The organism is Pedococcus sp. P5_B7, assembly GCF_054049895.1.
This window is the reverse complement of the sequence record NZ_JBFULM010000002.1, coordinates 1,090,853-1,114,161: the sequence shown is the minus strand read 5'-3', so window position 1 is coordinate 1,114,161 and position 23,309 is coordinate 1,090,853. Positions and strand designations below refer to the sequence as shown.

Below are 23,309 nucleotides of genomic sequence, written 5' to 3'. Positions count from 1 at the left end.
AACCGTGTCGCCCTACGTCGTCATCGCCGCGGTGGTCGCAGTCGGCCTGCTGCTCTTCGTGGCCGCGATGGGCGCCCGGGCGCTGCTCGCCCCGAGGGCACCGACCCGCGCCAAGCTGACGACCTACGAGTCCGGCGTCGACCCCGTCGGACGCGACTGGGCGCAGACGCAGGTCCGCTACTTCGTCTACGCGTTCCTCTACGTCATCTTCGCCGTCGACGCGGTCTACCTGTTCCCCTGGGCGCTCGTCGTCCGGAGCAACCTGGGTGCAGCGTCGCTGGTCGAGATCGCGGTCTTCGTGGGCATCCTGCTGGTCGGACTGGTGCACGCCGCACGCCGCGGTCTGCTGAGGTGGCTCTGATGACGACGACCCAGCCGACGACCCAGCCGACGACCCAGCCGACGAGCCGACCCACGCCACTGCCGATGCCCAGGGTCGGGCCCGCCACGGACCTGGCTCCCCACCCGATCCGCGTCGTCCTCAACTGGGGCCGCCGCTACTCGCTGTGGGTCTTCAACTTCGGGCTCGCCTGCTGCGCGATCGAGTTCATCGCGGCGTCTATGGCGCGCCACGACTTCATCCGGCTCGGCGTCATCCCGTTCGCGCCCGGCCCCCGCCAGGCTGACCTGATGGTCGTGTCCGGCACGGTCACCGACAAGATGGCGCCGGCGGTGCGGCGGCTCTACGACCAGATGCCCGAGCCCAAGTACGTGATCTCCTTCGGCGCCTGCTCGAACTCGGGTGGCCCCTACTGGGACTCCTACTCCGTCACCAAGGGCGTCGACACCATCATCCCCGTCGACGTCTACGTGCCGGGATGCCCGCCGCGTCCCGAGTCACTCCTCCAGGGCATCCTCAAGCTCCAGGAGAAGATCGCCGCCGAGACGTTGAGCACCAAGGGGATTCGCGCGAAGTACGCCGGCCACCGGATCGCGTCGGCGGGCGAGGTCAACCGCCCGCTCGTGCAGCCGCCGGTCAAGGACACCCCGTGAGCGACCCCAGCGCGCTGACCCGCGCCGAGGTCGAGCCCGCCGACTGGGTGGAGACGATCTCCGCTGCTCGGGGTGAGGGCTACACCTTCTTCGACTGGCTGACCGCGGTCGACCAGCTCGACGACGAGCAGGCTCCGGGGCTCGACGTCGTGTGCCACCTCATGGACGGCTCCACGCCGACTGCCTTGCGCCGCAAGCTCTTTCGCACACGCGTCCCGGCCGGCGCCAGCCTCGCCAGCCTGACCGCAGTGTTCCGAGGCGTGGCCTGGCACGAGCGCGAGACCCACGAGATGTTCGGTCTCGACTTCGATGGCTTCGACGACGGCACCGGCCTCGGCCTGCGCCCGCTGCTCCTGCCCGACGGGTTCGAGGGCACGCCGCTGCGCAAGTCGTTCGTCCTCGCGGCGCGCGCCTCCAAGCCGTGGCCGGGCGCCAAGGAGCCGGGCGAGTCCGAGCACGCCAAGCCCACCGGTCGGCGCCGCGTCTCCGCGCCGGGTGTGCCAGACCCCGAGTGGGGGCCGCGGTGAACGACGCCGTCGAGGTGACGCTGCGCGCCGTCGGCGTGCTGGCGGCCTTCCTCGTCCTCCCGCTGCTCGTGGGCCAGACCGAGCACAAGGTGATGGCCCACATGCAAGGACGCCTGGGTCCCATGTATGCCGGTGGGTTCCACGGGTGGGCGCAGCTCGTCGCCGACGGGGTCAAGTTCGTGCAGAAGGAGGACATCACCCCGGCGGCAGCCGACCAGCGGGTCTTCCGGTTCGCCCCGGCGGTCGCGCTCGTGCCCTACCTCGTCGCGATGGCCGCCATCCCGCTCTCGCCGGACGTCGTCGCGGCCGACCTGCCGGCATCGGCGGTCTTCGTCCTCGCGGTGACCGCGGTCGGCATCCTCGGCACCCTGATGGCCGGGTGGGCGAGCGCCAACAAGTACTCGCTGCTGGGCGCCATGCGCGCCGCGGCCCAGCTGCTCTCCTACGAGCTGCCGATGGTGCTCGCGGTCGCGAGCGTCTGCCTCGCCGCAGGCTCCCTCTCCCTGTCCGGCATCGTCGCAGCGTGGTCGCCGTGGTGGCTGGTCCTCCAGCTACCGGGGGCGATCGTGTTCCTGGTGTCCGCGGTGGCCGAGCTCCAACGACCGCCGTTCGACATGCCGGTCGCCGACTCAGAGATCGTGTTCGGCGCCTACACCGAGTACACCGGGCTGCGGTTCGCGTTCTTCCTCCTGAGCGAGTACGCCGGGATCGTCGTCATGTCCCTGCTCTTCGCCGTCCTCTACCTCGGCGGCTGGCACGGCCTCGCCAGAGACCAGCTCGGCTGGCTGTGGACCCTGCTCAAGGGCTTCTGCATCGCCGTCGTCGTGATCTGGCTGCGGGTGGCCTGGCCGCGGCTGCGCGAGGACCAGCTGCAACGACTGGCCTGGCTCGTCCTCGTGCCCCTCGCGCTGGCCCAGCTGGCCCTGACCGGGGTCTGGGTGGTGGTGAGCGCATGAGCGAGCAGCCGAAGAAGCCGGGATCGATCGGCATACCCGGGATCCTCAAGGGGCTGGCCACCACGGCGCGGACCATGGCCAAGCCGACCCACACCGCGGAGTACCCCGACGCCCAGCCACACCTGCCGCCGCGCAGCCGTGGGGTGATCGCGCTCCTGGAGGAGAACTGCACGTCCTGCATGCTCTGCGCCCGTGAGTGCCCCGACTGGTGCATCTACATCGACTCCCACAAGGAGACGATCCCGGCCACCACCCCGGGTGGGCGCGAGCGGCAGCGCAACGTCCTCGACCGCTTCGCGATCGACTTCAGCCTCTGCATGTACTGCGGCATCTGCATCGAGGTCTGCCCGTTCGACGCGCTGCACTGGAGCCCGGAGTTCGAGTACTCCGAGCTCGACATCCGCGACCTCCTGCACGAGAAGGACCGGCTCGGCCAGTGGATGCCCACCGTGCCGCCGCCCTCCGCGCTCGACGAGCACTCCGCCGAGCCCGCCGAGATCGGCGCGACCACCCGGCCCGGTCGGCTGGTCCGCACCACCCCGACCCGCCCGGCACCGACCCGTGCGACCCCGTCCGACCAGGAGCCACAGCCGGCCGCCGCCCCGACGTCGGAGACGCCGGCCGCCGGGACCCCGGCTGCGGAGACGCCGGCCGCGGAGACCCCGGCCGCGGAGACCCCGGCCACGGACGCACCGGCCACGGCCGCGGAGGAAGAGAAGTCGGAGCCCGGGGAATGACGGCACTCGACGTGGCCTTCGCCGCGGTCGGCGTCGTCACCGCGGCCAGTGGGCTGCTCGCCGTGACGACCCGCCACGTGGTGCACGCAGCGCTGTGGCTGGTGGTCTGCCTCGGCGCGGTCGCCGGCTGCTACCTGGTGCTCGGGGCGGAGTTCGTCGCCCTCGTGCAGCTGCTCGTCTACGTCGGCGCGATCGTCGTGCTCGTCCTCTTCGCCCTTATGCTCACGCGCGCCCCGATCGGCGCGAACCCCGACATCAGCACCGGCCGGCTGCACCGCGTCCTCGCCGGCGTCCTCGGGGCGGGTGTGACGGCGTTGCTCGCCGCCGCGCTGCTGCCTCTGGCGGGCCCGGCCGTCCAGCGTCGGGACACCTCCACCACCGCGCTCGCCGAGCAGCTGTTCGGCACCTGGGTCTGGCCGTTCGAGGTCCTGTCCGTCCTCCTGCTCGTCGCGCTGGTGGCGGCGATGGCGGTGTCGCGCATGACCCGTCCGCCGGTCGCCGCCCGGCCCGCCGAGGCCGTGACCGCCGAGGACGGCGCCGCATGATCCACCTCGCCGGTCCCTACCTGCTCGCCGCCGTCCTCGCCGGACTCGGCACCTACGGCGTGCTCGCCCGGCGCAACGCCGTGCTCGTGCTCATCGGCGTCGAGCTGGTCCTCAACGCCGGCAACCTCCTGCTCGTCTCGGTGGGTGCGGCCGGAGGCGACCGCTGGGCGGCGGGCAACGTCCTCACGCTCTTCGTCATCACCATCGCCGCCGCCGAGGTCGTGGTCGCGCTGGCCGTCGTGCTGGCCGTCTTCCGGCTGCGCGGCGACGTCGACCTCAGCGAGCGGCTCAGCAGCGAGCCGGTCAGCAGCACAGTGCCGGTCAGCAGCACAGTGCCGGTCAGCAGCACAGTGCCGCTCAGCAGCGACGTGGAAGGGGGGCGGTCGTGAGCGGCACGGCCACCCGCCTCGTCGTCCTCGTCCCCACGGTCGCAGCCCTCCTCGGGTTGCTGGTGGCCCGTCGGTCAGAAGCCCGCGCGGCCCGCGTACTGGCCGTCGCCGCGTCCGTCCTCGCCGTGGTCTTCGCCGTGGCAGAGGTCGTGGCAGTCCACGGCTCGTCAGGCGCGGGCACGGTCTCGTCGATTCCCGCCCTCGCGGCTGGGGAGCTGCGCATCCCGTTGCAGCTGCAGGCGACCACGGCCACCGCCACCATCGCCCTGGTGGTCGCCGTCGTCGGCTGGGCGGTGCAGGTCTTCGCCGGCTGGTACCTGCGCGACGACGACCGCTACGGCATCTTCGCCGCCACCGTCTCGCTCTTCACCGCCGCCATGCTCCTCGTGGTCCAGTCCGCCGACCTCGTCCTCACCCTCGTCGGCTGGGAGGTGATGGGCTGGTGCTCCTACCTCCTGATCGGCCACTGGAGCCGCAAGGAGACCGCCCGCCGCGCCGCGCTCAAGGCCTTCCTCGTCACCCGGCTCGCGGACGTCGGCTTCGTCCTCGGGGTGGTGATCCTCGCCGCGGGAGCCGGCTCCACGGCATACCGACGGGTGGTGCAGTCCTGGGCCGGCGCCGGCTGCAACGACGCCGGGCTCTGCATCGGCCCCAGCAGCACCCTCCTGAACGCGGCCATGGTGCTGCTCGTCATCGGCATCCTCGGCAAGTCGGGCATGGTGCCGTTCCACGACTGGCTCCCTGACGCCATGGAAGGCCCGACGCCCGCGTCCGCGCTGATCCACGCCGCGACGATGGTCGCGGCCGGCACCTTCGTGCTCGCCCAGCTCTTCGACGTGCTCGCCGCTGCCGACGGCGCGCGCTGGCTGCTCGCGCTGAGCACCGCCGTGACCATGGTGTATGCCGCCGTGCTGGCCTTCGGTCAGAGCGACCTCAAGCGGCTGCTCGCCTACTCGACCCTGAGCCAGGTCGCCCTCATGCTGTCTGCGCTCGCGGTGGCTCCGGCCGACGAAGGGCCCGGCGCGGGTGTCCTCCACCTCTACTCCCACGCGTTCTTCAAGGCGTTGCTGTTCCTCGCGATCGGCTGGCTCAGCGTGACCGTCGGCGGCACCGCCGCGACGACGATGCGCGGCGGGGTGCGTGGCCACCTGTTCATCCGGCCGGCCATGTTCGTCGGACTGCTGTCGCTCGCGGGCGTCCCGCCGCTGGTCGGGTTCGTCTCCAAGGAGCACGTGCTCTCCGCAGCAGAGGCAGGCATCGGCGACGGCCAGGCCCGCGCCTGGGTCGTGTTGCTGGCCGGGCTGCTGACCGTCGTCCTCACCGCGGCCTACTGCATGCGCGCGTGGATCGTCCTCGACGACCTGCGCGCCGCAGACATCGAGCGCCACGACGCCGACACCGCGACCGTCGGGGTCCGCACGGCCGTCACGGTCCTGGCCGTCCTCACGGTGGTCGGCGGCCTCGTCGTGGTGACTCCGTTGCTCGACCCCGGTGGCCACATCGGCTGGCTCGTCGCCCTGCTGAGCGTCCTGCTCATCGTCGGGGCGGGCCTGGCCGTGCGGTCGGTGGCTGCCGGCAAGGATCCCGCGATCCGCGTCGTCGGCGCGCGGATCCCGTCCTTCGACGCGGGGCTCGGGGTCGACCGCCTTTACGTCGCCCTGGTCGCGCGACCCGTGCTCGCCCTGGCCCACCTCGTCGTGTTCCTCGACCGGGAGGTCGTCGACGCCTACGTCCGCGGTGCGGCGGCGGCGACCCGGTTCGGAGGAGCCGGCGGCCAGCGGGCCCACCGGCGCGAGGTGGCCGCGTCAGGCCTGGCCTGGGTCGTGGCCGGAGTCGTGGCGGTTGCGCTCGCAGGGGTGGCGCTGTGGTGATCCTCGCCAGCCTCGTGGTCCCCGCCGCCGTCGCCGTCTGGCTGCTCACCGCGGGCCGCGGCGTCTCCCACCGCACCGCCAACCTGCTCGCCAGCGCGGCCAGCGTGGTGACCCTCGCCGGCGTCCTCTTCGCCGTGATCACCCGCCCCACCGTCGACCGGGCCTGGGTGCCGTCGCTGGGCCTGCGCTGGCAGCTGGCCGTCGACGGGATCAGCGCGCCCCTCCTGCTGCTCACCGCGATCCTCGGTGTCGGGGTGGTCCTGCACACCCTCGACCGGCCCCCGCAGGGTGGCACCACGGCCGCCTTCCACGCCTGCCTGCTGCTGGTCGAGTTCGGTGCCCTGGCCACCTTCTACGCGCGCGACGCGGTGCTCTTCTTCGTCGCGTTCGAGCTGGTGCTCGTGCCCATGTGGGTGCTCATCACCCGCTTCGGCGACCCCCACGACCCGGCCGCGCGCGCCGATGCCGGGGGGCGGTTCGTCCTCTACACCGCGTTCGGCTCGACCCTCATGCTCGTCGGTATCCTCGCCCTCGTCGCCAAGGCAGGCACGTCCGACCTCGACGTCCTCGCCCAGGGCGGTGGGCGCGGCATACCCGTCGGCACCCAGACCCTGATCGCTGCGCTGCTCGTCGCCGGGCTGGCCGTCAAGGTGCCGGTCTTCCCGGTGCACACCTGGCTCCCACCCGCCCACACCACCGCACCCACCGCGGGCTCGGTGCTGTTGGCTGCCGTGCTCCTCAAGATGGGCACCTACGGCCTCGTCCGGCTGCCGCTGGCCTCCCTGCCAGAGGGCTTCGCGAAGGTCGCACCTGTGCTCGCGGTGCTCGGCGCGGTCGGCATCATCTGGGGAGGCCTGGCCTGCCTCGTCGAGCGCGACCTCAAACGGCTGATCGCCTACTCGTCCGTGGCCCACATGGGCTTCGTCGTCCTCGGGCTGTCCAGCGGCACCCGCACCGGCCTGCAGGCGGCGTTGTTCGCGAACGTCGCCCACGGAGTGGTCTCCGCGCTCCTGTTCGTCGTCGTGGGTGGGCTCAAGGAGCGCTGGGGGAGTGCCGACCTGGCGACCGCGCGGGCCGCGCTCCGCGAGGTCACCCCGCGCCTGGGGTTCGCCCTCGTCGTCGGCCTCGCCGCGTCACTGGGGCTGCCCGGTCTGGCCGGCTTCTGGGGTGAGTTCCTCAGTGTGTATGCCGCGTGGTCACCAGCCGCTGACCGTCCCGAGGGCCTCTTCCGCGCCCTGGCCGTCGTCGGCGCGCTCGGCACAGTGCTGGCCGCTGCGTACGCGCTGCGGGTCCTGCGGACGGTCTGGGCGGGCGAACGCACCGAACCCCGGATCGAGGACAGCCGCGACAGCGAGTGGGACGTCATCGCCGTGCTCGTCCTGGCCGTCCTGCTGCTCGGCATCGCCCCCGGGCCCCTGCTCGCGCTCACCGACGACACGGTGACCACCCTCATCGGAGCCGCGCCATGACCGCGCCCGGCGCCACCAGCCTGGTGAGCTTCGACTGGCTGGCCCTGGGCCCCGTCGCGGTCCCGGCGCTGGGCGCCGTGCTCGTCCTCGTCGTCGACGTCCTCGCCCCGCGGCTGGTCCGGCTGCACGCCGCGGTCGGACTGCTCGCGCTGGCGGCCGGTGTCGCCCTCGCGGTGCCCGGGGCGCTGCGGTCGGCCGACGACCCGCTGCGCACGCTCTGCCTCCCGGCCCCCGACGGGGCGTGCCTCTACGAAGCCGGTCCGCTCGCGAGCGCCCTGCAGCTCGGCGCCCTCGCATCGGCACTGGTCGTCCTGCTGTTGAGCTGGCCCGGGGCCGACCCTCGCGACCACCTGCGCGGCGGTCCCGCAGTCATCGTGTCGCTCGTGCTCGCCGCGACGGCGGGGGCCGCGGGGGTCGCGGCTGCCCACGACCTCGGGTCGTGGCTGGTCTGCCTCGAGCTCGCGACCCTGCCCGCCATCGCGCTGGTCGCCCTCCGCGGCGACGGGCCGGCCGGCCGGGGCGCCCTCGCCCTCCTGACCACCTCGCTCGTGTCGTTCGCGATGGTCGTGCTGGGTGCGGCCCTGTGGCTGCTGTCCACCGGCGAGGCGGTCTTCGCCCCCGGCGGGGTGCAGGACGCCCTCGCCGACCCGGAGCGCCGGGTCGTGCTCCTGCTCGGCGCACTGCTCCTGCTCGCCGGGCTGGGGTTCAAGCTCAGCCTCGTCCCGTTCCACCTCTGGACGCCGCAGGCGTATGCCGGCGCCACCGAACCGGTCGCCGCCTTCCTCGCCGCGACCTCCAAGGTGGCCGCGCTCGCCGCCCTGCTCGTGGTGGTCCAGCCGCTCATCGGGGCAGGCGCCCCGGTCCTCGTCGGCATCGGCATCCTGGCTGCCGTGTCGATGACGCTCGGCAACGTCCTGGCGCTGGTGCAGGACGACCCGGTGCGGCTCCTCGCGTGGTCCACCGTCGCCCAGGCCGGGTGGGTGGTCCTGCCGCTCTCCGCACTCGACGACGACTCCGCCGCGGCCTCGGGCGGATACCTGCTCGCCTACGTCGTCGCGACGCTGGTCGCGTTCACGGTGGTGCACGTGGTCACGGCCACGCCACGGCGCCGGGGCGTCGTCGACCAGGGCCGCACGCTCGCGGCATACACCGGCCTGTTGCGTGCCCATCCGCTGCTCGGAGGCGCGCTGGGCCTGGCACTCCTGTCGCTCGCCGGGCTGCCGCCGGGGGTCATCGGCCTGGTCGCCAAGGTCGTGGCGCTGCGTCCGGTCGTCGGCGCGGGCCAGTGGCTGCTCGTGGGGGTGGCGGTGCTCAACGCCGTGATCGGGGTGGCGGTCTACCTGCGGTGGTTCGCCGTGCTGCTCCGGGACCCCGACGAGGGGCCGGCCCGCGCCGTCATCCGCCGGATCCCCCGATCGGCGCTGGCCGCGCTCGTGCTCGGCGGGGCGGCCCTCGTGGCCACCAGTCTCATGCCGCAGCTGCTGCTCGGGCTGCTCGGCTGAGCCGCGCGGCAGGGCCGGCTCGCGGGGAACGCCAGCACGGAAGGGAGCGTTGAGGCAGACATGCACAACCATTTCAACGGGCTCAAGACCGCAGCCCTCTTCGGCGGAATCTTCGCCCTCCTGCTCGCCATCGGTGGGGTCATCTCGGCCTCGACGGGCAGCTCGGCGTTCATCTGGCTCTTCGCCCTCTTCGGCGTCGGCATGACCGCCTACGGCTACTGGAACTCCGACAAGCTCGCCATCAAGGCGATGCACGCCTACCCCGTCAGCGAGGCGCAGGCCCCGGCGATGCACCGCATCGTCCGCGAGCTCTCGACGGCCGCCGGCAAGCCGATGCCCAAGCTCTTCATCAGCCCCACGGCCGCGCCCAACGCGTTCGCGACCGGCCGCAACCCGGAGAACGCCGCCGTCTGCTGCACCGAGGGCATCCTCGGGCTGCTCGACGAGCGTGAGCTGCGCGGGGTCCTCGGCCACGAGCTGATGCATGTCTACAACCGCGACATCCTCACCGGTTCGGTGGCCGCGGCAGTGGCCGGCGTGATCACGTCGGTGGCCCAGATGCTCATGTTCGCGGGCATCTTCGGCGGTGGCGGGAACGACGAGGACCGCCCCAACCCGATCGCGATGCTGGCGATGGCGCTCCTCGCGCCGTTCGCCGCGATGATGATCCAGATGGCGATCAGCCGCACCCGCGAGTACGACGCGGACGAGGACGGCGCCAAGCTCACCGGCGACCCGCTGGCGCTCGCATCGGCTCTGCGCAAGCTCGAGGTCGGGGTGGCCCAGGCGCCCCTGCAGCCGACGCCGGCCATCCAGAACTCCAGCCACATGATGATCGCCAACCCGTTCCGGCCGCAGGACGTGTCGCGGTTCTTCTCGACGCACCCCCCGATGACCGAGCGGATCGCCCGTCTCGAGCAGCAGGCCTTCGGCTTCCGCCAGCGCTGATCCGAGGCGATTTCGGGTCCGGTGAGACCTCTGCGGGCAACTCACCGGGGCCCGGGAATGAAAGTCTGGCGGATTCACGTTACAGTTGGCGCAGTTGCAGTTCCTCGTGTGAGTGGGCCCGCCAGTGTGCGGGCCTTTTCCGTAAGCGGTGTATTCCGTGTCGTGGTGATTTCGCAGCTGGTGGTCCGCATCCGCGGCCACATCGGCCAATTAGGAAAAGAGTTATCCCATGGCACAGGGAACAGTGAAGTGGTTCAACGCTGAGAAGGGCTTCGGCTTCATCGAGCAGGACGGCGGCGGCGCCGACGTCTTCGTGCACTACTCCGCGATCGAGTCCGGCGGCTACCGCTCGCTCGACGAGGCGCAGCGCGTCGAGTTCGACATCACGCAGGGCCCGAAGGGTCCCCAGGCGGAGAAGGTCACGGTCATCTGACCTGCCCCACCCTCTGAACTTCAGATCGAAGCCCCCGGCCGTCTCGGCCGGGGGCTTCGGCCTTCCCCCAGCATCGGCTGGTTGAATCGGTCCCATGCCTTCCCTCACCCGGTCCGAAGCACATCGTCGTTCCGAGCTCCTGACCGTGACGAGCGTGGAGGTGGACCTCGACCTCAACCAGGGCGAGGAGACCTTCGGCTCCCGTTCGAGGATCTCCTTCGCGTGCACGGAGCCCGGTGCCACCACGTTCGTCGACGTCCTGCCGGTCGAGCTGGCCTCCGTCGTCCTCAACGGTCGAGCGCTCGACGCCACCGCCCTCGCGGACGGCCGGGTGGAGCTGGTCGGGCTCGAGGCCCAGAACGTCCTCGAGGTCGAGGCGACGATGGCCTACAGCCGCGACGGGCAGGGTCTGCACCGCGCGGTCGACCCGGCAGACGGCGAGCACTACGTCTACGGCCACCTGTTCCTCGACGCGGCCCCACGGGTCTACGCGTGCTTCGACCAGCCCGACCTCAAGGCGCCCTACACGGTGACCGTCGCAGCCCCCGAGGACTGGCTCGTCCTCGGCAACGGCGCGGCCACCCGGGTCTCGCCCGGTCGCTGGGAGCTCGCCCGGACCCGGCCCCTGGCCACCTACTTCGTCACCGTCTGCGCCGGTCCCTACGCGTCCGTGCTCGACGAGCACGACGGCATACCCCTCGGCATCCATGCGCGCGCGTCGCTGCGGACCCACCTCGAGCGCGAGGCCGGCCAGATGCTCGAGGTGACCCGCGCGTGCTTCGACTACTACCACTCGCTCTTCGGGATCCGGTACCCGTTCGGGGAGTACCACCAGGTGTTCGTGCCCGAGTTCAACGCCGGCGCGATGGAGAACCCCGGCTGCGTGACCTTCCGCGACACCATGGTCTTCCGGGGTGCCGCTGCCCGCGACGAGGTGCTCTCCCGCACCAACACGATCGCCCACGAGATGGCGCACATGTGGTTCGGCGACCTGGTCACGATGCAGTGGTGGGACGACCTGTGGCTCAACGAGTCCTTCGCCGAGTACATGGCCCACCGCACCTGCGTCGCGGCGACCGAGTTCACCGACGCGTGGGTCGACTCGACCGTGGCCCGCAAGGCGTGGGGGTATGCCGCGGAGCGCACCCCTTCGACGCACCCCGTGGCCGGGTCGGCGGCGCCCGACGCCCAGGCGGCGCTCCAGGACTTCGACGGCATCTCCTACGCCAAGGGAGCCGCCACCTTGCGCCAGCTGATCGCGCACATCGGTGACGACGCCTTCATCGCCGGGGTCGGCGACTACCTGCGCCGGCACTCCTACGGCAACGGCACGCTCGCTGACTTCATGGGCTTCATGGAGAGCGCGAGCGGTCAGTCGCTGACCGACTGGAGCAGGGCCTGGCTGCTGACCGCCGGGGTGGACGTGATCTCCGTCGACCGCGGCGAGGGTGCGGTGGAGCGCACCGTGCCGACCAGGTACCCGGCCGACCGGCCGCACACGATGGACGTCGCCGGGTTCACCGGCGGCGACGAGGTGTTCCGGGTGCCGGTGACGATCACGCAGGACCGCACGGTCGTCGAGGCGCTGCGGGACGCCCCGGCCGCCGACCTCGTCGTGCCGAACGCGGCCGACCTCACCTGGGCGACCGTGAGCCTCGACCCCGAGTCGGTCGCGGCCGTCCCGACCTCGTTGGCCAGCGTCCCCGACGTGCAGGCGCGGGCCGTGGTGTGGATCGCGCTGATCGACGGCGCCTGCCTCGGCACGGTGGACCCGAGGGTGCTGGTCCGGACCTTCGGTGAGGCCTGGCCGGTGGAGGACAACGACTCGATTCTGAGTCGCACCTCGATGTCGTTGCTGGGCCGGATCATCCCGACCTTCCTGCCGCCGGCCGAGCACGAGTGGGCCGAGCGGGTCGTGGCCGCGTCGGCCGAGCAGGTCCTCGCCGCTGCCCGGCCCGGCTCGACCCGTGCCCTCGTCGCGGCCAGGACGGTCGCCCGCTCCTCGGGCGACGAGACGCTCCTGCGGGCGTGGGCCGCGGCCAAGGACCGCCCGGCCGGCCTCGAGGAGGACTCGGACTTCGGCTGGATCGCGGTGCGCAACCTGGCCGCGCGCGGACTGGTCGACGAGGACTTCGTGGAGGGTCGCCGGTCCCACGACGACACGCTCCAGGGCCGGCTCAACGCCCTCATGGCGCGGGCCGCGATGCCCGGTGCCGACGCGAAGGCGTGGGCCTGGACGGAGCTCACCGCCAACCGGTCCCGCTCCAACTACGAGCTCAACGCCCTGGCCCAGGGATTCTGGCTGGCCGAGGACCTCGACGTCGTGCGCCCGTACGCCGAGCGCTACTTCGCGGACGTGCCGGCCATGAGCCAGTGGGTGGGTGAGGACGCCATCGCCCGCGTCGCGACCATGGCCTACCCCGGTCGGGTGGTCGAGGCGGCGACGGTCGAGCGCAGCGAGGCCGCGCTCGGCGGCGGCGGGCTCACCGCCGGGGTGCGCCGGTCCATGGTCGACGCGGAGTCCCAGCTGCGCGAGGCGCTGCGCTCGCGAGCCACCTTCGGCTGAGGCCCAGCGCTCCGCACCCGACCCGGCCCCGCGCTCGTTCGAGCACGTCCGTGCAGGTCAGAAGGCCAGTCCGGCCGGGTCAGCAGGACAGACGGAGAGGTCCTCCGGCTCGTCTGCGACCGTTTTGGGGGTATCGTTGCCAGCGGCGAGGCCCCCGGGATGTCAGTTGACGTTCAGCTCCGTCTACGGAGGTCTGGGTGGATATCCCCCGATGAATCGACTGACTGAAGGCATGCTCCTCGGCGAGCGCTACGTGCTCGGAGCGCGGATCGCGTCGGGAGGGATGGCCGACGTCTGGGCCGGCACCGACGAGGTGCTGCAGCGCTCGGTGGCCATCAAGGTGATGCGGCCCGACACCGGCCACGAGGAGCTCTTCGCCCTTCGGTTCCGCGACGAGGCGGTGCACTCGGCCGCCCTGCTGCACACGAACATCGCCACGGTGTTCGACTACGGCGAGGACGACGGCCTGGCCTACCTCGTGATGGAGCTGGTCAAGGGCGAGCCCTTGTCCCTCCTGCTCAAGCGCCGCGGGCCACTGGACCCGGCGGAGGTGCGCTCGCTGGTCGGGCAGGCCGCCCTGGCCCTGGGGGTCGCGCACGAGGCCCGCGTGATCCACCGTGACATCAAGCCGGCCAACATCCTCGTCCGGCCCGATGGCCTGGTGAAGCTCACCGACTTCGGGATCGCCCGCGCCCTCGACGCCGCCGGTCACACGCGAGCGGGCGAGATGCTGGGCACCCCCGACTACATCAGCCCGGAACAAGCCATGGGCGAGGTGGCGACCGGCGCGAGCGACCTCTACTCGCTGGGTGTCGTCGCGCACGAGATGCTCTCGGGTCGCAAGCCGTTCGACCGGGGCACCCCGATCGCGACGGCCCTGAGCCACCTCACCGAAGCGCCGCCGCCGTTGCCTGACGGCGTCCCCGAGGACCTGGCCGCCCTCATCACGGACTGCCTCTCGAAGGACTCCGCGCACCGCCCCGCGAACGCCCGCGAGGTCGCGGCCCGCGTGGGCATCGGCGAGCACGAGATGGCCGGACTCGCGCTGGGTCTGGCCAGTGCCCTCGACAGCTGGGTCGACGACGACTCACCCGACACCGACGGTTCGGTCATCCGCTTCCCCGACCTGGGTGGGCCGACGATGGCGATGGAGACCGGGACGGACGCGGTTCAGCCCGGCAGCGCCTGACGCACCGCCTTCTCGGCGACCACCGCAGACAGGTATGCCGCCGTCCCCGACTGGGGGACGGCGGCATACCCGTCCGTGCGGCCCGTTGCGGGCGCAAACCGGCAGAACTCCCGGCAGGTCTTGCGGCGGCGGGTAAGGAGTGGGTCAGGATTGCCCCGAGTGCCCTCGCACCCCTGCTACGTTCCGCCCGGTTCATCAATCACACCGGGCAGAAGGCAGGCGGCACATGCGCGCAGCTATCGGGCGGGTCGGGGGGATCGTGCTGGCGGCTGCGCTGGCCACCGGGGTCCTTGCCGCAAATGCACAGGCAGAACCATCGACCATCACGGGCACCCTCACCGCGGCCGCCACCGGCGAGCCGGTGCAGGGCTGCGTGAGCGTCTACGACCTCGGGTACGTCTACGTCGCCTCGGGCTGCACCGACGACGCCGGGCAGTGGACGGCCGAGGGGGTCGAGACGGGGGTCGACTACAAGGTCGAGGCCTCCGCGTTCGACTCGCTCTACAAGGGACAGTGGAGTGGCGGCGGCGCCACCTTCGAGGACGCGGGAGTCGTCAACGCGCCCGGTCACCTCGACTTCGCGCTCGACTACGCGCGGGAGATCGGCGACGCGACCCTCACCGGCAGGCTCACGGCGGACGACACGGGTGAGCCGTTGCAGGGGTGTGTCAGCGTCTACACGCAGGACCAGACGTTCGTCGACTCGGCCTGCGCAGCTGAGGACGGCACCTGGAGCGTCGGGCGACTGGTCGACGGCGCCGGCTACAAGGTCGAGGCATCGGTCTACGACGACGCGCACGTGGGCGAGTGGGCCCAGGACGCCCAGAGCTTCGAGGACGCCGCGCTGGTGACCGCACCCGGCACCCTCGACGTCTCCCTCGCCCTGGGTGGGCACCTCCAGGGCACGCTCACCCGCGCCGACGGCCAGCCGGCCGAGTGGGCGAGCGTCTCGATCGAGACGACCGGTGAGAGCCCCCGGGTCGTCACCTTCGCCAACACCGACGAGACCGGTCACTGGACCGCCCTGGTCGCGCCGGGGGAGTACGTCGTGGGCTTCGAGTCCTGGCCCACCAGGCAGTACGCCTTCGGACAGGTCAACGTAGAGACGGCCCACCACTTCGTCCTGGGGGCCGGCGAAACCCTCCAGGCGGATGACCAGTTCCTCGCTGCCGCAACGGTGCAGGGCACGCTGACCAGCGACGCGACCGGCGCACCGATCGAGGGTGCCTGCGTCGACGTGCTCATCCCCACCGACAACCTCGACGACAGGCAGTCGGTCGGCCAGGGATGCACCGGGGCAGACGGCACCTACTCCATCGACGTCTCGGAGGCAGGTCGCTACATCGCCGAGTTCACCGACCCGCAGGGCCGCTACGTCGGTGAGTTCAGTGGCAACACGTCCACCATCGGGGCCGCTGCGCAGTTCTCGGTGGCGCGGAGTGCGCCGACGACCGTCAACGCGTCGCTGGCCACGGCTGCCGTCATCACCGGACTGGCCGTGGACGCCAAGTCGGGCGCGCCCATCGCGGGTGCCTGCCCGAACGCCTACCTCGGCCATGCCGGCGGGTACGTCCAGGGCTCGGTCTCCGAGTGCAGCGGGGCGGACGGCCGCTGGACGGTCCGCGGGCTGCCGGCCGGCCAGTTCGCCATCTCGATCGACGTCTACACCGACCCGCGGATGTACACCGAGACCTGGGCCTACAAGGCCACCTCGCAGGCCACCGCAGACCTGATCTCGGTGACGGCCGGCGCGACGAACTCGGTGCGCGCCGTCCACGTGGCGGTCGGGGGCACGGTCTCCGGCGTGGTCACCGGGCCCGACGGCCAACCGGTCGCCGATGCCTGGGTCAGGGTCGGGGGCGGCTTCCCCGGCCGGGCCGGCCCGGGTGAGGGTCGCTGGACGGCCCGGACCGACGAGCAGGGCAGGTACACCGTCCACGGCGTCCCCGCCGGCACGTACAAGGCGTTCGTCTACCTGAACGACTACTGGGGCGAGCTGGCCCCGGAGTGGTCCGGCGACGCGACGACCGCGGCGACCGCCACGACGTTCAAGGTCAAGTCGCTGAAGACGACCCGGTTCGACGCCCAGATGGCCCCGGCCTCGGGGATCAGCGGGTCGGTCGTGGACGCAGCCGGCAACCCAGTGACGACCTACCTCGTGGGGCAGGTGTTCGCCAGCGACGGCAGCCCGATCGGTGACTTCGACGTCTACGGGGACAACACGTTCCGGACCTCGGCCCTGCCGACCGGCGACTTCACCCTCAAGCTCACGGAGTACACCGACGAGGGTGAGGGCCGGGTCTACTGGTACGACTCGGCCACCGACCAGGGCGACGCCAGCCGCGTGCACCTCGCCGTGGGCGAACACCGCGAGATCACCATCCAACTGCCCTGACCGGCCCCCGAGAGCGAGGTATGCCGCCGTCCCCGGCCGGGGACGGCGGCATACCTATGTGTCTGGCGTGTCTTCCGTGTTTGTGGGCCCTGTGTGCCCCGCCGGGCTCCGGTCGGGTCAGCGGTAGTTGGTGAACTGGATCGCGAAGTCGAAGTCGTCCTTGCTCTTCAGGAGCGCCTGCACGGCCTGGAGGTCGTCGCGCGACTTGCTGGTCACGCGCAGCTCGTCACCCTGGATCTGCGACTTCACCGACTTGGGGCCCTCGTCACGGATGATCTTGCCGACCTTCTTGGCGTTCTCCTGCGAGATGCCTTCCTGCAGCCCGACCTCGAGGCGGTACTCCTTGCCGGACAGCTGCGGGCCGCGCTCCGGCACGTCGAGGTGCTTGAGCGAGACCTTGCGCTTGACCAGCCAGGTCTGGAACACGTCGAGGACGGCGTTGGCACGCTCCTCCGTGTTCGCCTTGATGACGACCTTGTCCTCGCCGCTGGCCTCGATGGACGCGCCGACGTTCTTGAAGTCGTAGCGGGTGGCCACCTCGCGCGCTGCGCTGTTGAGGGCGTTGGCGACCTCCTGGTGGTCGATCTTGCTGACGATGTCGAACGAGCTGTCGGCCATGGTGGCGTGTCCTTCCTGGGCGTCAGCCGGCAGTCACCCGGTGGGGTGGATACCGGTTTCGGCATTCGTGGTTGTCCTTGCTATCCTTCCACGCGCACCAAGGCAGGTTGCCCGAGCGGCCAATGGGAGTGGACTGTAAATCCATCGCGAAAGCTTCGAAGGTTCGAATCCTTCACCTGCCACCCAGTGCACAGGAGGGCCCCTGACCAGCGGAATGCTGGCTAGGGGCCCTTTGCCTTGCCCCCGACGATGTCCGGCTGTAACTGGCCGGTGCAGCTCCTGGAGCTGCACCGGCCGCCTTCGGCCCGGTCAGGGACGGATGGGTGTCACCTTGATGTCGACCGTCTTGGCAGTCCCGCCCACCGCGTAGGCGGCGACACCCGTCGCCGCCGTCGGCGGGTAGATGAGGTCGGTGACAGAGACCTGACCGCTCTCGGCCAGCACCTCGACTGAGCTGCGGTCGAGGTATGCCGTGAAGGTCACCTCACCGTCGCGCACCGTCACGGGCGCCTCCTCGATGCTCGGGAAGAGGGGGTTGAACGCGACGTTGCCGCTGCGGGTCCGGTCGACGACCAGCGTGCCGTCGCGACGGACCCCGATCCTGGTGCCCACGGCGCCGTCGGCGCTGCGCCTCAGCACGACGCCGGCCTCGGACGCCGAGCCCAGGGCGACGCGGACCTCGACCCGTGCCACGGTCGCGGCGAGCCCGGTCGGCGTCACCCCGGCCGCGACCGAACGCTCCTTGGCCTGCTGCTTGTCACTGTTCACGGTGACCGCATCGATTCCGGGGACCGGGGTCTGGCGGAGGCGCGGTCCCGCCTCGGTCGTGACCAGGGACAGCCTGCGGGGCATCGTCATCTGGCCCCGCCACGGGTCGGTGGGCACGTCGCCGGCATACTGCCAGTTGTTCATCCAGCTGATGGTGGTGCGCTGGTTGTCGGGCAGCCCGTTGAAGGTGACGCCGGCGTAGTTGTCGCGTCCGAAGTCGACCCAGCTGGCACGCTCGGTCCCGCTCTTGGCCGGTGCCGATGCGAGCATGAACTGGTCGGCGAGGATGTGGCCCCACCCACCGGAGCTGTGGTCGACCACCGTGATCTGCGCGGTCCTGCCCTGCAGGTCATTGAGGTCCCACGAGGCCCAGTCGAGGGCCTCGCTGTCCGATCCCGTGCTGGACCGCACGACCTCGCCGCCGACGACGAGGTTGACGGTGGTCTGGGTGTCGCGCGGGCCGGCTGCCGAGTCGGACAACCGGATGTCGTCCACCATGAGGTGTCCCCAGTCGCCGCCACTGTGGTCGTCCCGGATCACGATCCGGGCCTGCTTGCCCACCACTGCCCGGGCGTCGATGTGGCGCCAGTCCATCTCACCGGAGTTGTTTCCGGTCACCGACCCGACGACCGCTCCGCCCGAGACGAGCTCGACGACGGTCGGGCCACTCGTCCCGACCGGGTGCGTGCCGCCTGCGATGAGGAGGTTGACGTAACCCTTGGTCACGGTGAACTCGGGCGACACGAAGGTGCCCACGGCGAGGTCGCACTTGTCGGGCACGACGCACGTGTCGAGCACCTTGTCACCCTGGTGGTAGGGCAGTCCCGAGCTGGTCGCGCCGTAGCCGACGAAGTCCCCTGTAGCACTCCACCCGGCGGGCAGGTGCGTCACCGGGTCGAGGTCCTCGAAGTCGGTGAAGACCTCACCGCCAGGGTCGCCCTGGGTCGCGCCGGCGACCGCGTCGTGGTGGCCACCGCCGATGAGGAAGTTGAGGTACCTCTGGTCGATGGTGAACGCCGGGGAGGTCAGCTCGCCCTGGGCGCCGTCGAAGTCGATGAAGCTGTTGACGAGGTGCTCGCCCACGTAACCGGTGACGGGCTGCTGGCCCGGCAGCGAACCGGATACCGGCTCAGACCCGAAGGCGGTCCCGGTCGGGGTCCACCCGGCATACCCGTTCTCGAATCCCTGCAGCAGCGTCCCGGTGGGAGGCTGGTAGCTCGCGGGCCCGTCCGGCGTGAAGGTCGTACCGTCGAAGTCACCGACGAAGTACTGGGTGCCCGAGCCGCCCGCGACCCCGCCGGGGTTGAGGCTGACGATCATGACCCACTTGACGTTCCCCGGGTCGCCGTCGACTGCCAGCGGGAAGAGGTCCGGGCACTCCCACGCGCCGCCGATGGCGTCGCGGGGGCCGAACTCGGAGAGCCGCGTCCAGTGCTTGAGGTCGGCAGAGCGCCAGATCAGGACCTTGTGCTCGTCGGCGATCACCGACACCATCCGCCACTCCCTGGCGGCCTCGTACCAGAAGACCTTGGGGTCGCGGAACTCGCGCGATCCGATGTCGATGACCGGGTTGCCCGAGTACTTGGTCCACGTCTGACCGTCGTCGGTCGAGTACGCCAATGACTGTGCCTGGATGCCATCGCGGCCACTGGCGGCCGTGTAGGCGCTGGTGTACATCGCCACGAGTGGGGGGTCCGTCACCGTGCCGAAGCCGGAACTGTTGGTCTTGTCGATGACGACCGAGCCGGAGAACACTCCCTCGTTGGCGTCGAACGGGATGGCGACCGGTTGCTCTTTCCAGTGGACGAGGTCGGTGCTCGTCGCGTGCCCCCAGGACATGTTGCCCCAGACGTTGCCGAGCGGGTTGTGCTGGAAGAAGAGGTGGTAGACGCCCTTGGAGAAGACGAGCCCATTGGGGTCGTTGATCCAGTTCTTCGAGGGGCTGAAGTGGTAGGCGGGGCGGTGTTGCGGTGTGTCCGCCGCCGCGGGCGCCACGCCGAGTGCGGCAAGGACCGCGAGGACCAGCAGGACGACGGCGAGCGGCCGGCGCAAAGGGGAACGAGTGCTGACAGACATGGACGAACCTCCGGTATGACAACGTTGTCATTAGCGATAGTGACGGTGACCGTCGAGTAGGTCAAGAAGGTGGTGTCGCATCGTGGGACGCATGCAGATGCGTCAGGGGCCTATATCAGGCCGAGTCGGATGGACCGCATTTCGGCAAACTTGCCACCGCGATGCCGGGCTTCGTGGGGAAGTCAACTGAGGTGCCACCAGGCGACGCGGCCCGGATCGCCAGTGTGCGGCTGGAGTCCAGTCTCGGAGGCCGGAAGGGGCAATCCGACCAGGCCGCCGTCGGCGACGACCTCGAGGACCTGGGCGTCGGCAATGATCCGCAGGCACTCGCTGTGGTGGCTGACCGTGACCGAGGCGGCGTCGCGAACGGCGACCGTGACAGTCCACCCTTCGACGTGGACCGATGCCTGCACCTCGCCTTCGGGCGTGACCAGTTGCAGCCTGTCCTCCTGGCGGGGCCGCCATTCCACGTCGATGGCTCGGCCGGCGCCGACGTGGCCGGCGTCAGGGGGGAGGCGCGCCGCCGCGACCGCAGGGTGCGGCTCCAGACGGACGTCGTCGCCGTCTGTCGTGACGACGTACGGCAGGCTCAAGGCACCGGCCCACCGACCGGGGTCGGTGATGCCTCGTATCCAGAAGATCAAGCAGGACCGTCCCTCGGTGTCCGTGAACGCCGAGGCCGCGAAGTGCCCAGCACCGGCCGAGAGCAAACGCCAGTGACGCGCGGCGAACCGGCCGTCGGCGTAGGTCCCGGTCGCCGCTGCCACGTCGTGCGGCGTGTGGTCGTCCCAGATCGACACCACGAGCAAGTCGGGTGCATCACTGGCGCCGCTGATCACCTGCGGGCACTCCCATGCAGCGCCCGTCCAGGGGTGCTGTGAACGGGTGCTTCGCGAAGCCAGGATCCCGACGGGCGTCCAGCTCTCGAGGTCCGAGGACGAGAACACCTCGGCACACGCGGTGCCGTCGGACCGGCCGCTGCCAACGACCATGGTCCAGTGGTCGCCGTCGCGGAACACTGTCGGGTCCCGAAACACGCGCGTCGCTGTGTCCACAGCCTCAACCAGGACCGGACCCTTGACCCACTGATCGCCGGCCTGTGACAGCCGCGCGGAGCGGATCCTTCCGAGGTCCACGTCCTCGCCGCCGGCCGAGGTGTAGAAGAGCACCGGCCGGCCGTCGTCATCGATCACGGCGCTGCCTGACCAGATGCCCTCGTCGCCCTCGCCGGGTGCAAGGACTGGGGCCGCTGGGCGCCAGTGGACGAGATCCTTACTGGTGGCATGCCCCCAGGAAATCCCGGTCTGCCACTCCACCGCGTCCGGCACATGCTGGAAGTACAGGTGGTAGACACCGTCGAGCCAGTAGATCCCGTGGGGGTCGTTCATCCACCCCGCCGGTGGGGTGAAGTGGACGATCGGCCGGGTTTCGGTCGCCCGGGGCGCTGTCGAGGTCATCCCTTCACGCCGCTCGCGGCAATGCTGCCGATGAAGTTTCGCTGGAAGGCCAGGAAGAGCGCGAGGACGGGGATCGTGATCATGCTGGAGTAGGCCATCATCGGGCCCCACTCGACGTTGAGCTGGAAGAAGTAGCTGACACCGAGCATGACGGGCCGCAGTTCCTCGGTCTGCACCACCATGAGGGGCCACAGGTAGGAGTTCCAGGCGGGGAGGAACGTCAGGATCGAGACCGTGGCGATAGCGGGTCCGGAGAGCGGCATGATGATGCTGCGGTAGATGCGGAACCATCCGGCCCCGTCAACGATGGCTGCCTCGTCGAGCTCCTTGGGGATGCTCTGGAAGTAGGAGTAGAAGAGGTAGATCGAGAACGCGTTGGCAACGAATGGCAGGATCTGCACTCGGTAGGTATCCAGCCAGCCCTCGGTCCACAGCAGGGTGAAGCCGTCGTGCGTGAGCCAGGGCAGGTGGTTGACCCACCAAAGCAGGGGCAGCGCGAAGGTCTCGAACGGCACGACCAGGGTTGCGAGCACCAGGGCGAGCACGATCTTGCGGCCCTTCCACTGCAGCCGCGACAAGCCGAAGGCAGCCAGGCTGTTGATGAACAACCCGAGGGCAACCGTCACTCCCGAGACCACGATCGAGTTCAGCAGGAACCGAACGGCCGGGACCGTGTCCAGGGTCGTGCGGTAGTTGTCGAGAGACAGGTGTCCGACGGGGAGGAACGCCTTGAGGGAGCCGAGATCGCCGAAGATCTGCTCGTCCGGCTTGAGCGAGGACACCAGCATGAAGACGATCGGGAATGCGAAGAACAGTCCGAGAACGAGGCGAGCGAGGTTCAGGCCGACCGTGCCTCGGGTGATCTTGCGGGGCGGCTTCGAGGCTCGGCGGGAGGCGGCCCTGTGAGTAAGCGTGGTCATCAGGCGTCCTTGTCTCGGGTGACGAACTGTTGGATGAGCGAGACGGTCAACACCAGTGCGAAGAAGACCAGCGAGATCGCGGATGCGTAGCCGGTGGCCTGCTGCGTGTAGCCGGCGCGGACAGCTTGGTAGACGACGGTCGAGGTCGAGTCGAGCGGGCCACCGCTGGTCATGACCTGGACCTGGGCGAAGAGGCTGAGCGCAGCAATGGTGATGGTGACGAGAATGAACGTGCGGGTGTTCTTGAGGCCCGGCCAGGTGACGAAGCGGAACTGGTCCCACCGGCCGGCACCGTCGAGCGAGGCCGCTTCGTACAGGTCCATCGGGATGGTCTGTAGGCCGGCAAGCCAGATCACCATGTGGAATCCGACGGCCTGCCAGATCGACATCAGGATGACCGCCGGCATGGCGGTCGAGGTGTTGCTCAGCCAGTCGGTGCCCTGCAGCGCGTTGAATGTCACCAGCTGCAGCATGCTGTTGATGAGGCCGTCGCTCGCGTACATGAAGCGCCACAGGATCGACACGACGACGATCGATGTCACCACAGGCACGAAGTACAGGGTGCGGAAGAAGTTCTTGGCCCGTCCTTGACCGTTCACCAGGATCGCGAGCAGCAGTGCCAGGGCGGACTGCAGCGGCACGACGACCACCGCGAAGTAGGCCGTGTTGCGCAGTGACTTCCAGAACAGAGGGTCGGAGAAGAGTCGTTGGAAGTTGTCCAGCCCCGTGATCCTGGTGGGCTCACCGGAGATGAGCCGGGCGTTGGTGAAGGCGAGCACGAAGCACAGGATCAGCGGCACGAAGAAGAACACGAGCAGCATGACGATGGCCGGGACAGTGAAGCTTAATCCGACCCAGGAGTGCGTGTGCGCCTTGGATGGTGGCCGGGTCCTCGTACGTGACGTGGTGCGCGGGGCGACTGTGGTGGTCATCAGAACTCCAGGGTGAGG

20 protein-coding genes and 1 tRNA gene are annotated in these 23,309 nt (G+C 70.4%); 16 read left to right on the top strand and 5 right to left on the bottom strand.

Annotated elements, in window-relative coordinates; genetic code table 11:
- Positions 1-4: 4 nt before the first annotated feature.
- The 15 genes from ACXJKD_RS08215 (at position 5) to ACXJKD_RS08145 (ending at position 16,520) form a co-directional block, all read left to right on the top strand.
- Positions 5-361: an NADH-quinone oxidoreductase subunit A gene (locus ACXJKD_RS08215; protein WP_457253980.1), complete on the top strand. Its 357-nt coding sequence runs from the start codon at positions 5-7 to the stop codon at positions 359-361.
- Entirely contained in the window at positions 361-993 is a 633-nt protein-coding gene (locus ACXJKD_RS08210) for an NADH-quinone oxidoreductase subunit B (RefSeq protein WP_457253979.1), read from the top strand. The genes ACXJKD_RS08215 and ACXJKD_RS08210 overlap by 1 nt, the downstream gene beginning before the upstream one ends.
- A complete protein-coding gene (locus ACXJKD_RS08205) occupies positions 990-1,520 on the top strand; it encodes an NADH-quinone oxidoreductase subunit C (protein ID WP_457253978.1) in 531 nt (176 codons plus the stop codon). The genes ACXJKD_RS08210 and ACXJKD_RS08205 overlap by 4 nt, the downstream gene beginning before the upstream one ends.
- The gene (nuoH, locus tag ACXJKD_RS08200) at positions 1,517-2,476 is read left to right on the top strand and encodes an NADH-quinone oxidoreductase subunit NuoH (protein ID WP_457253977.1); all 960 of its coding nucleotides are present in this window, start codon (positions 1,517-1,519) and stop codon (positions 2,474-2,476) included. Before ACXJKD_RS08205 ends, nuoH begins: the two co-directional genes overlap by 4 nt.
- Complete coding sequence (locus ACXJKD_RS08195) at positions 2,473-3,213, top strand: 4Fe-4S binding protein (protein ID WP_457253976.1); 741 nt, start codon at positions 2,473-2,475, stop codon at positions 3,211-3,213. Before nuoH ends, ACXJKD_RS08195 begins: the two co-directional genes overlap by 4 nt.
- Positions 3,210-3,758, top strand: a complete 549-nt coding sequence (locus ACXJKD_RS08190) for an NADH-quinone oxidoreductase subunit J family protein (protein WP_457253975.1) — start codon at positions 3,210-3,212, stop codon at positions 3,756-3,758. The genes ACXJKD_RS08195 and ACXJKD_RS08190 overlap by 4 nt, the downstream gene beginning before the upstream one ends.
- Positions 3,755-4,147 carry an NADH-quinone oxidoreductase subunit NuoK gene (gene nuoK, locus ACXJKD_RS08185; protein ID WP_457253974.1) on the top strand — a complete coding sequence of 131 codons (393 nt, stop codon included), beginning with the start codon at positions 3,755-3,757 and terminating at the stop codon, positions 4,145-4,147. Before ACXJKD_RS08190 ends, nuoK begins: the two co-directional genes overlap by 4 nt.
- Positions 4,144-6,018: an NADH-quinone oxidoreductase subunit 5 family protein gene (locus ACXJKD_RS08180; protein WP_457253973.1), complete on the top strand. Its 1,875-nt coding sequence runs from the start codon at positions 4,144-4,146 to the stop codon at positions 6,016-6,018. Before nuoK ends, ACXJKD_RS08180 begins: the two co-directional genes overlap by 4 nt.
- Complete coding sequence (locus ACXJKD_RS08175) at positions 6,012-7,487, top strand: complex I subunit 4 family protein (protein ID WP_457253972.1); 1,476 nt, start codon at positions 6,012-6,014, stop codon at positions 7,485-7,487. The genes ACXJKD_RS08180 and ACXJKD_RS08175 overlap by 7 nt, the downstream gene beginning before the upstream one ends.
- The gene (locus tag ACXJKD_RS08170) at positions 7,484-8,989 is read left to right on the top strand and encodes an NADH-quinone oxidoreductase subunit N (protein WP_457253971.1); all 1,506 of its coding nucleotides are present in this window, start codon (positions 7,484-7,486) and stop codon (positions 8,987-8,989) included. The genes ACXJKD_RS08175 and ACXJKD_RS08170 overlap by 4 nt, the downstream gene beginning before the upstream one ends.
- A 60-nt stretch (positions 8,990-9,049) precedes the next feature.
- Positions 9,050-9,937, top strand: a complete 888-nt coding sequence (htpX, locus tag ACXJKD_RS08165; protein WP_457253970.1) for a zinc metalloprotease HtpX — start codon at positions 9,050-9,052, stop codon at positions 9,935-9,937.
- 229 nt (positions 9,938-10,166) lie between these two features.
- Entirely contained in the window at positions 10,167-10,370 is a 204-nt protein-coding gene (locus ACXJKD_RS08160; RefSeq protein ID WP_056924211.1) for a cold-shock protein, read from the top strand.
- 94 nt (positions 10,371-10,464) lie between these two features.
- Positions 10,465-12,936 carry an aminopeptidase N gene (gene pepN / locus ACXJKD_RS08155; protein WP_457253969.1) on the top strand — a complete coding sequence of 824 codons (2,472 nt, stop codon included), beginning with the start codon at positions 10,465-10,467 and terminating at the stop codon, positions 12,934-12,936.
- Positions 12,937-13,147: 211 nt separating this feature from the next.
- A complete protein-coding gene (locus ACXJKD_RS08150; protein WP_457253968.1) occupies positions 13,148-14,125 on the top strand; it encodes a serine/threonine-protein kinase in 978 nt (325 codons plus the stop codon).
- Between the two features lie 226 nt (positions 14,126-14,351).
- Positions 14,352-16,520 (top strand): carboxypeptidase regulatory-like domain-containing protein, encoded by a 2,169-nt coding sequence (locus tag ACXJKD_RS08145; protein WP_457253967.1) that lies wholly within the window; start codon positions 14,352-14,354, stop codon positions 16,518-16,520.
- 117 nt (positions 16,521-16,637) lie between these two features.
- Here the strand turns inward: ACXJKD_RS08145 and ACXJKD_RS08140 are convergent, their stop codons facing one another.
- Positions 16,638-17,138: a YajQ family cyclic di-GMP-binding protein gene (locus ACXJKD_RS08140; protein ID WP_457253966.1), complete on the bottom strand. Its 501-nt coding sequence runs from the start codon at positions 17,136-17,138 to the stop codon at positions 16,638-16,640.
- 101 nt (positions 17,139-17,239) lie between these two features.
- Here ACXJKD_RS08140 and ACXJKD_RS08135 point away from each other — a divergent pair.
- Positions 17,240-17,320: transfer RNA gene (locus ACXJKD_RS08135), tRNA-Tyr, on the top strand.
- Between the two features lie 127 nt (positions 17,321-17,447).
- On the opposite strand, the gene ACXJKD_RS08130 is transcribed toward ACXJKD_RS08135, so the two are convergent.
- From ACXJKD_RS08130 to ACXJKD_RS08115, 4 genes are all read right to left on the bottom strand, one after another.
- Positions 17,448-19,982 (bottom strand): GH32 C-terminal domain-containing protein, encoded by a 2,535-nt coding sequence (locus ACXJKD_RS08130; protein ID WP_457253965.1) that lies wholly within the window; start codon positions 19,980-19,982, stop codon positions 17,448-17,450.
- A gap of 182 nt (positions 19,983-20,164) precedes the next feature.
- A complete protein-coding gene (locus ACXJKD_RS08125; RefSeq protein WP_457253964.1) occupies positions 20,165-21,439 on the bottom strand; it encodes a glycoside hydrolase family 32 protein in 1,275 nt (424 codons plus the stop codon).
- Positions 21,436-22,359, bottom strand: a complete 924-nt coding sequence (locus tag ACXJKD_RS08120; RefSeq protein ID WP_457253963.1) for a carbohydrate ABC transporter permease — start codon at positions 22,357-22,359, stop codon at positions 21,436-21,438. Before ACXJKD_RS08120 ends, ACXJKD_RS08125 begins: the two co-directional genes overlap by 4 nt.
- Positions 22,359-23,291, bottom strand: coding sequence for a carbohydrate ABC transporter permease (locus ACXJKD_RS08115; RefSeq protein WP_457253962.1), 933 nt, complete (start codon positions 23,289-23,291; stop codon positions 22,359-22,361). Before ACXJKD_RS08115 ends, ACXJKD_RS08120 begins: the two co-directional genes overlap by 1 nt.
- Between the last annotated feature and the right edge of the window lie 18 nt (positions 23,292-23,309).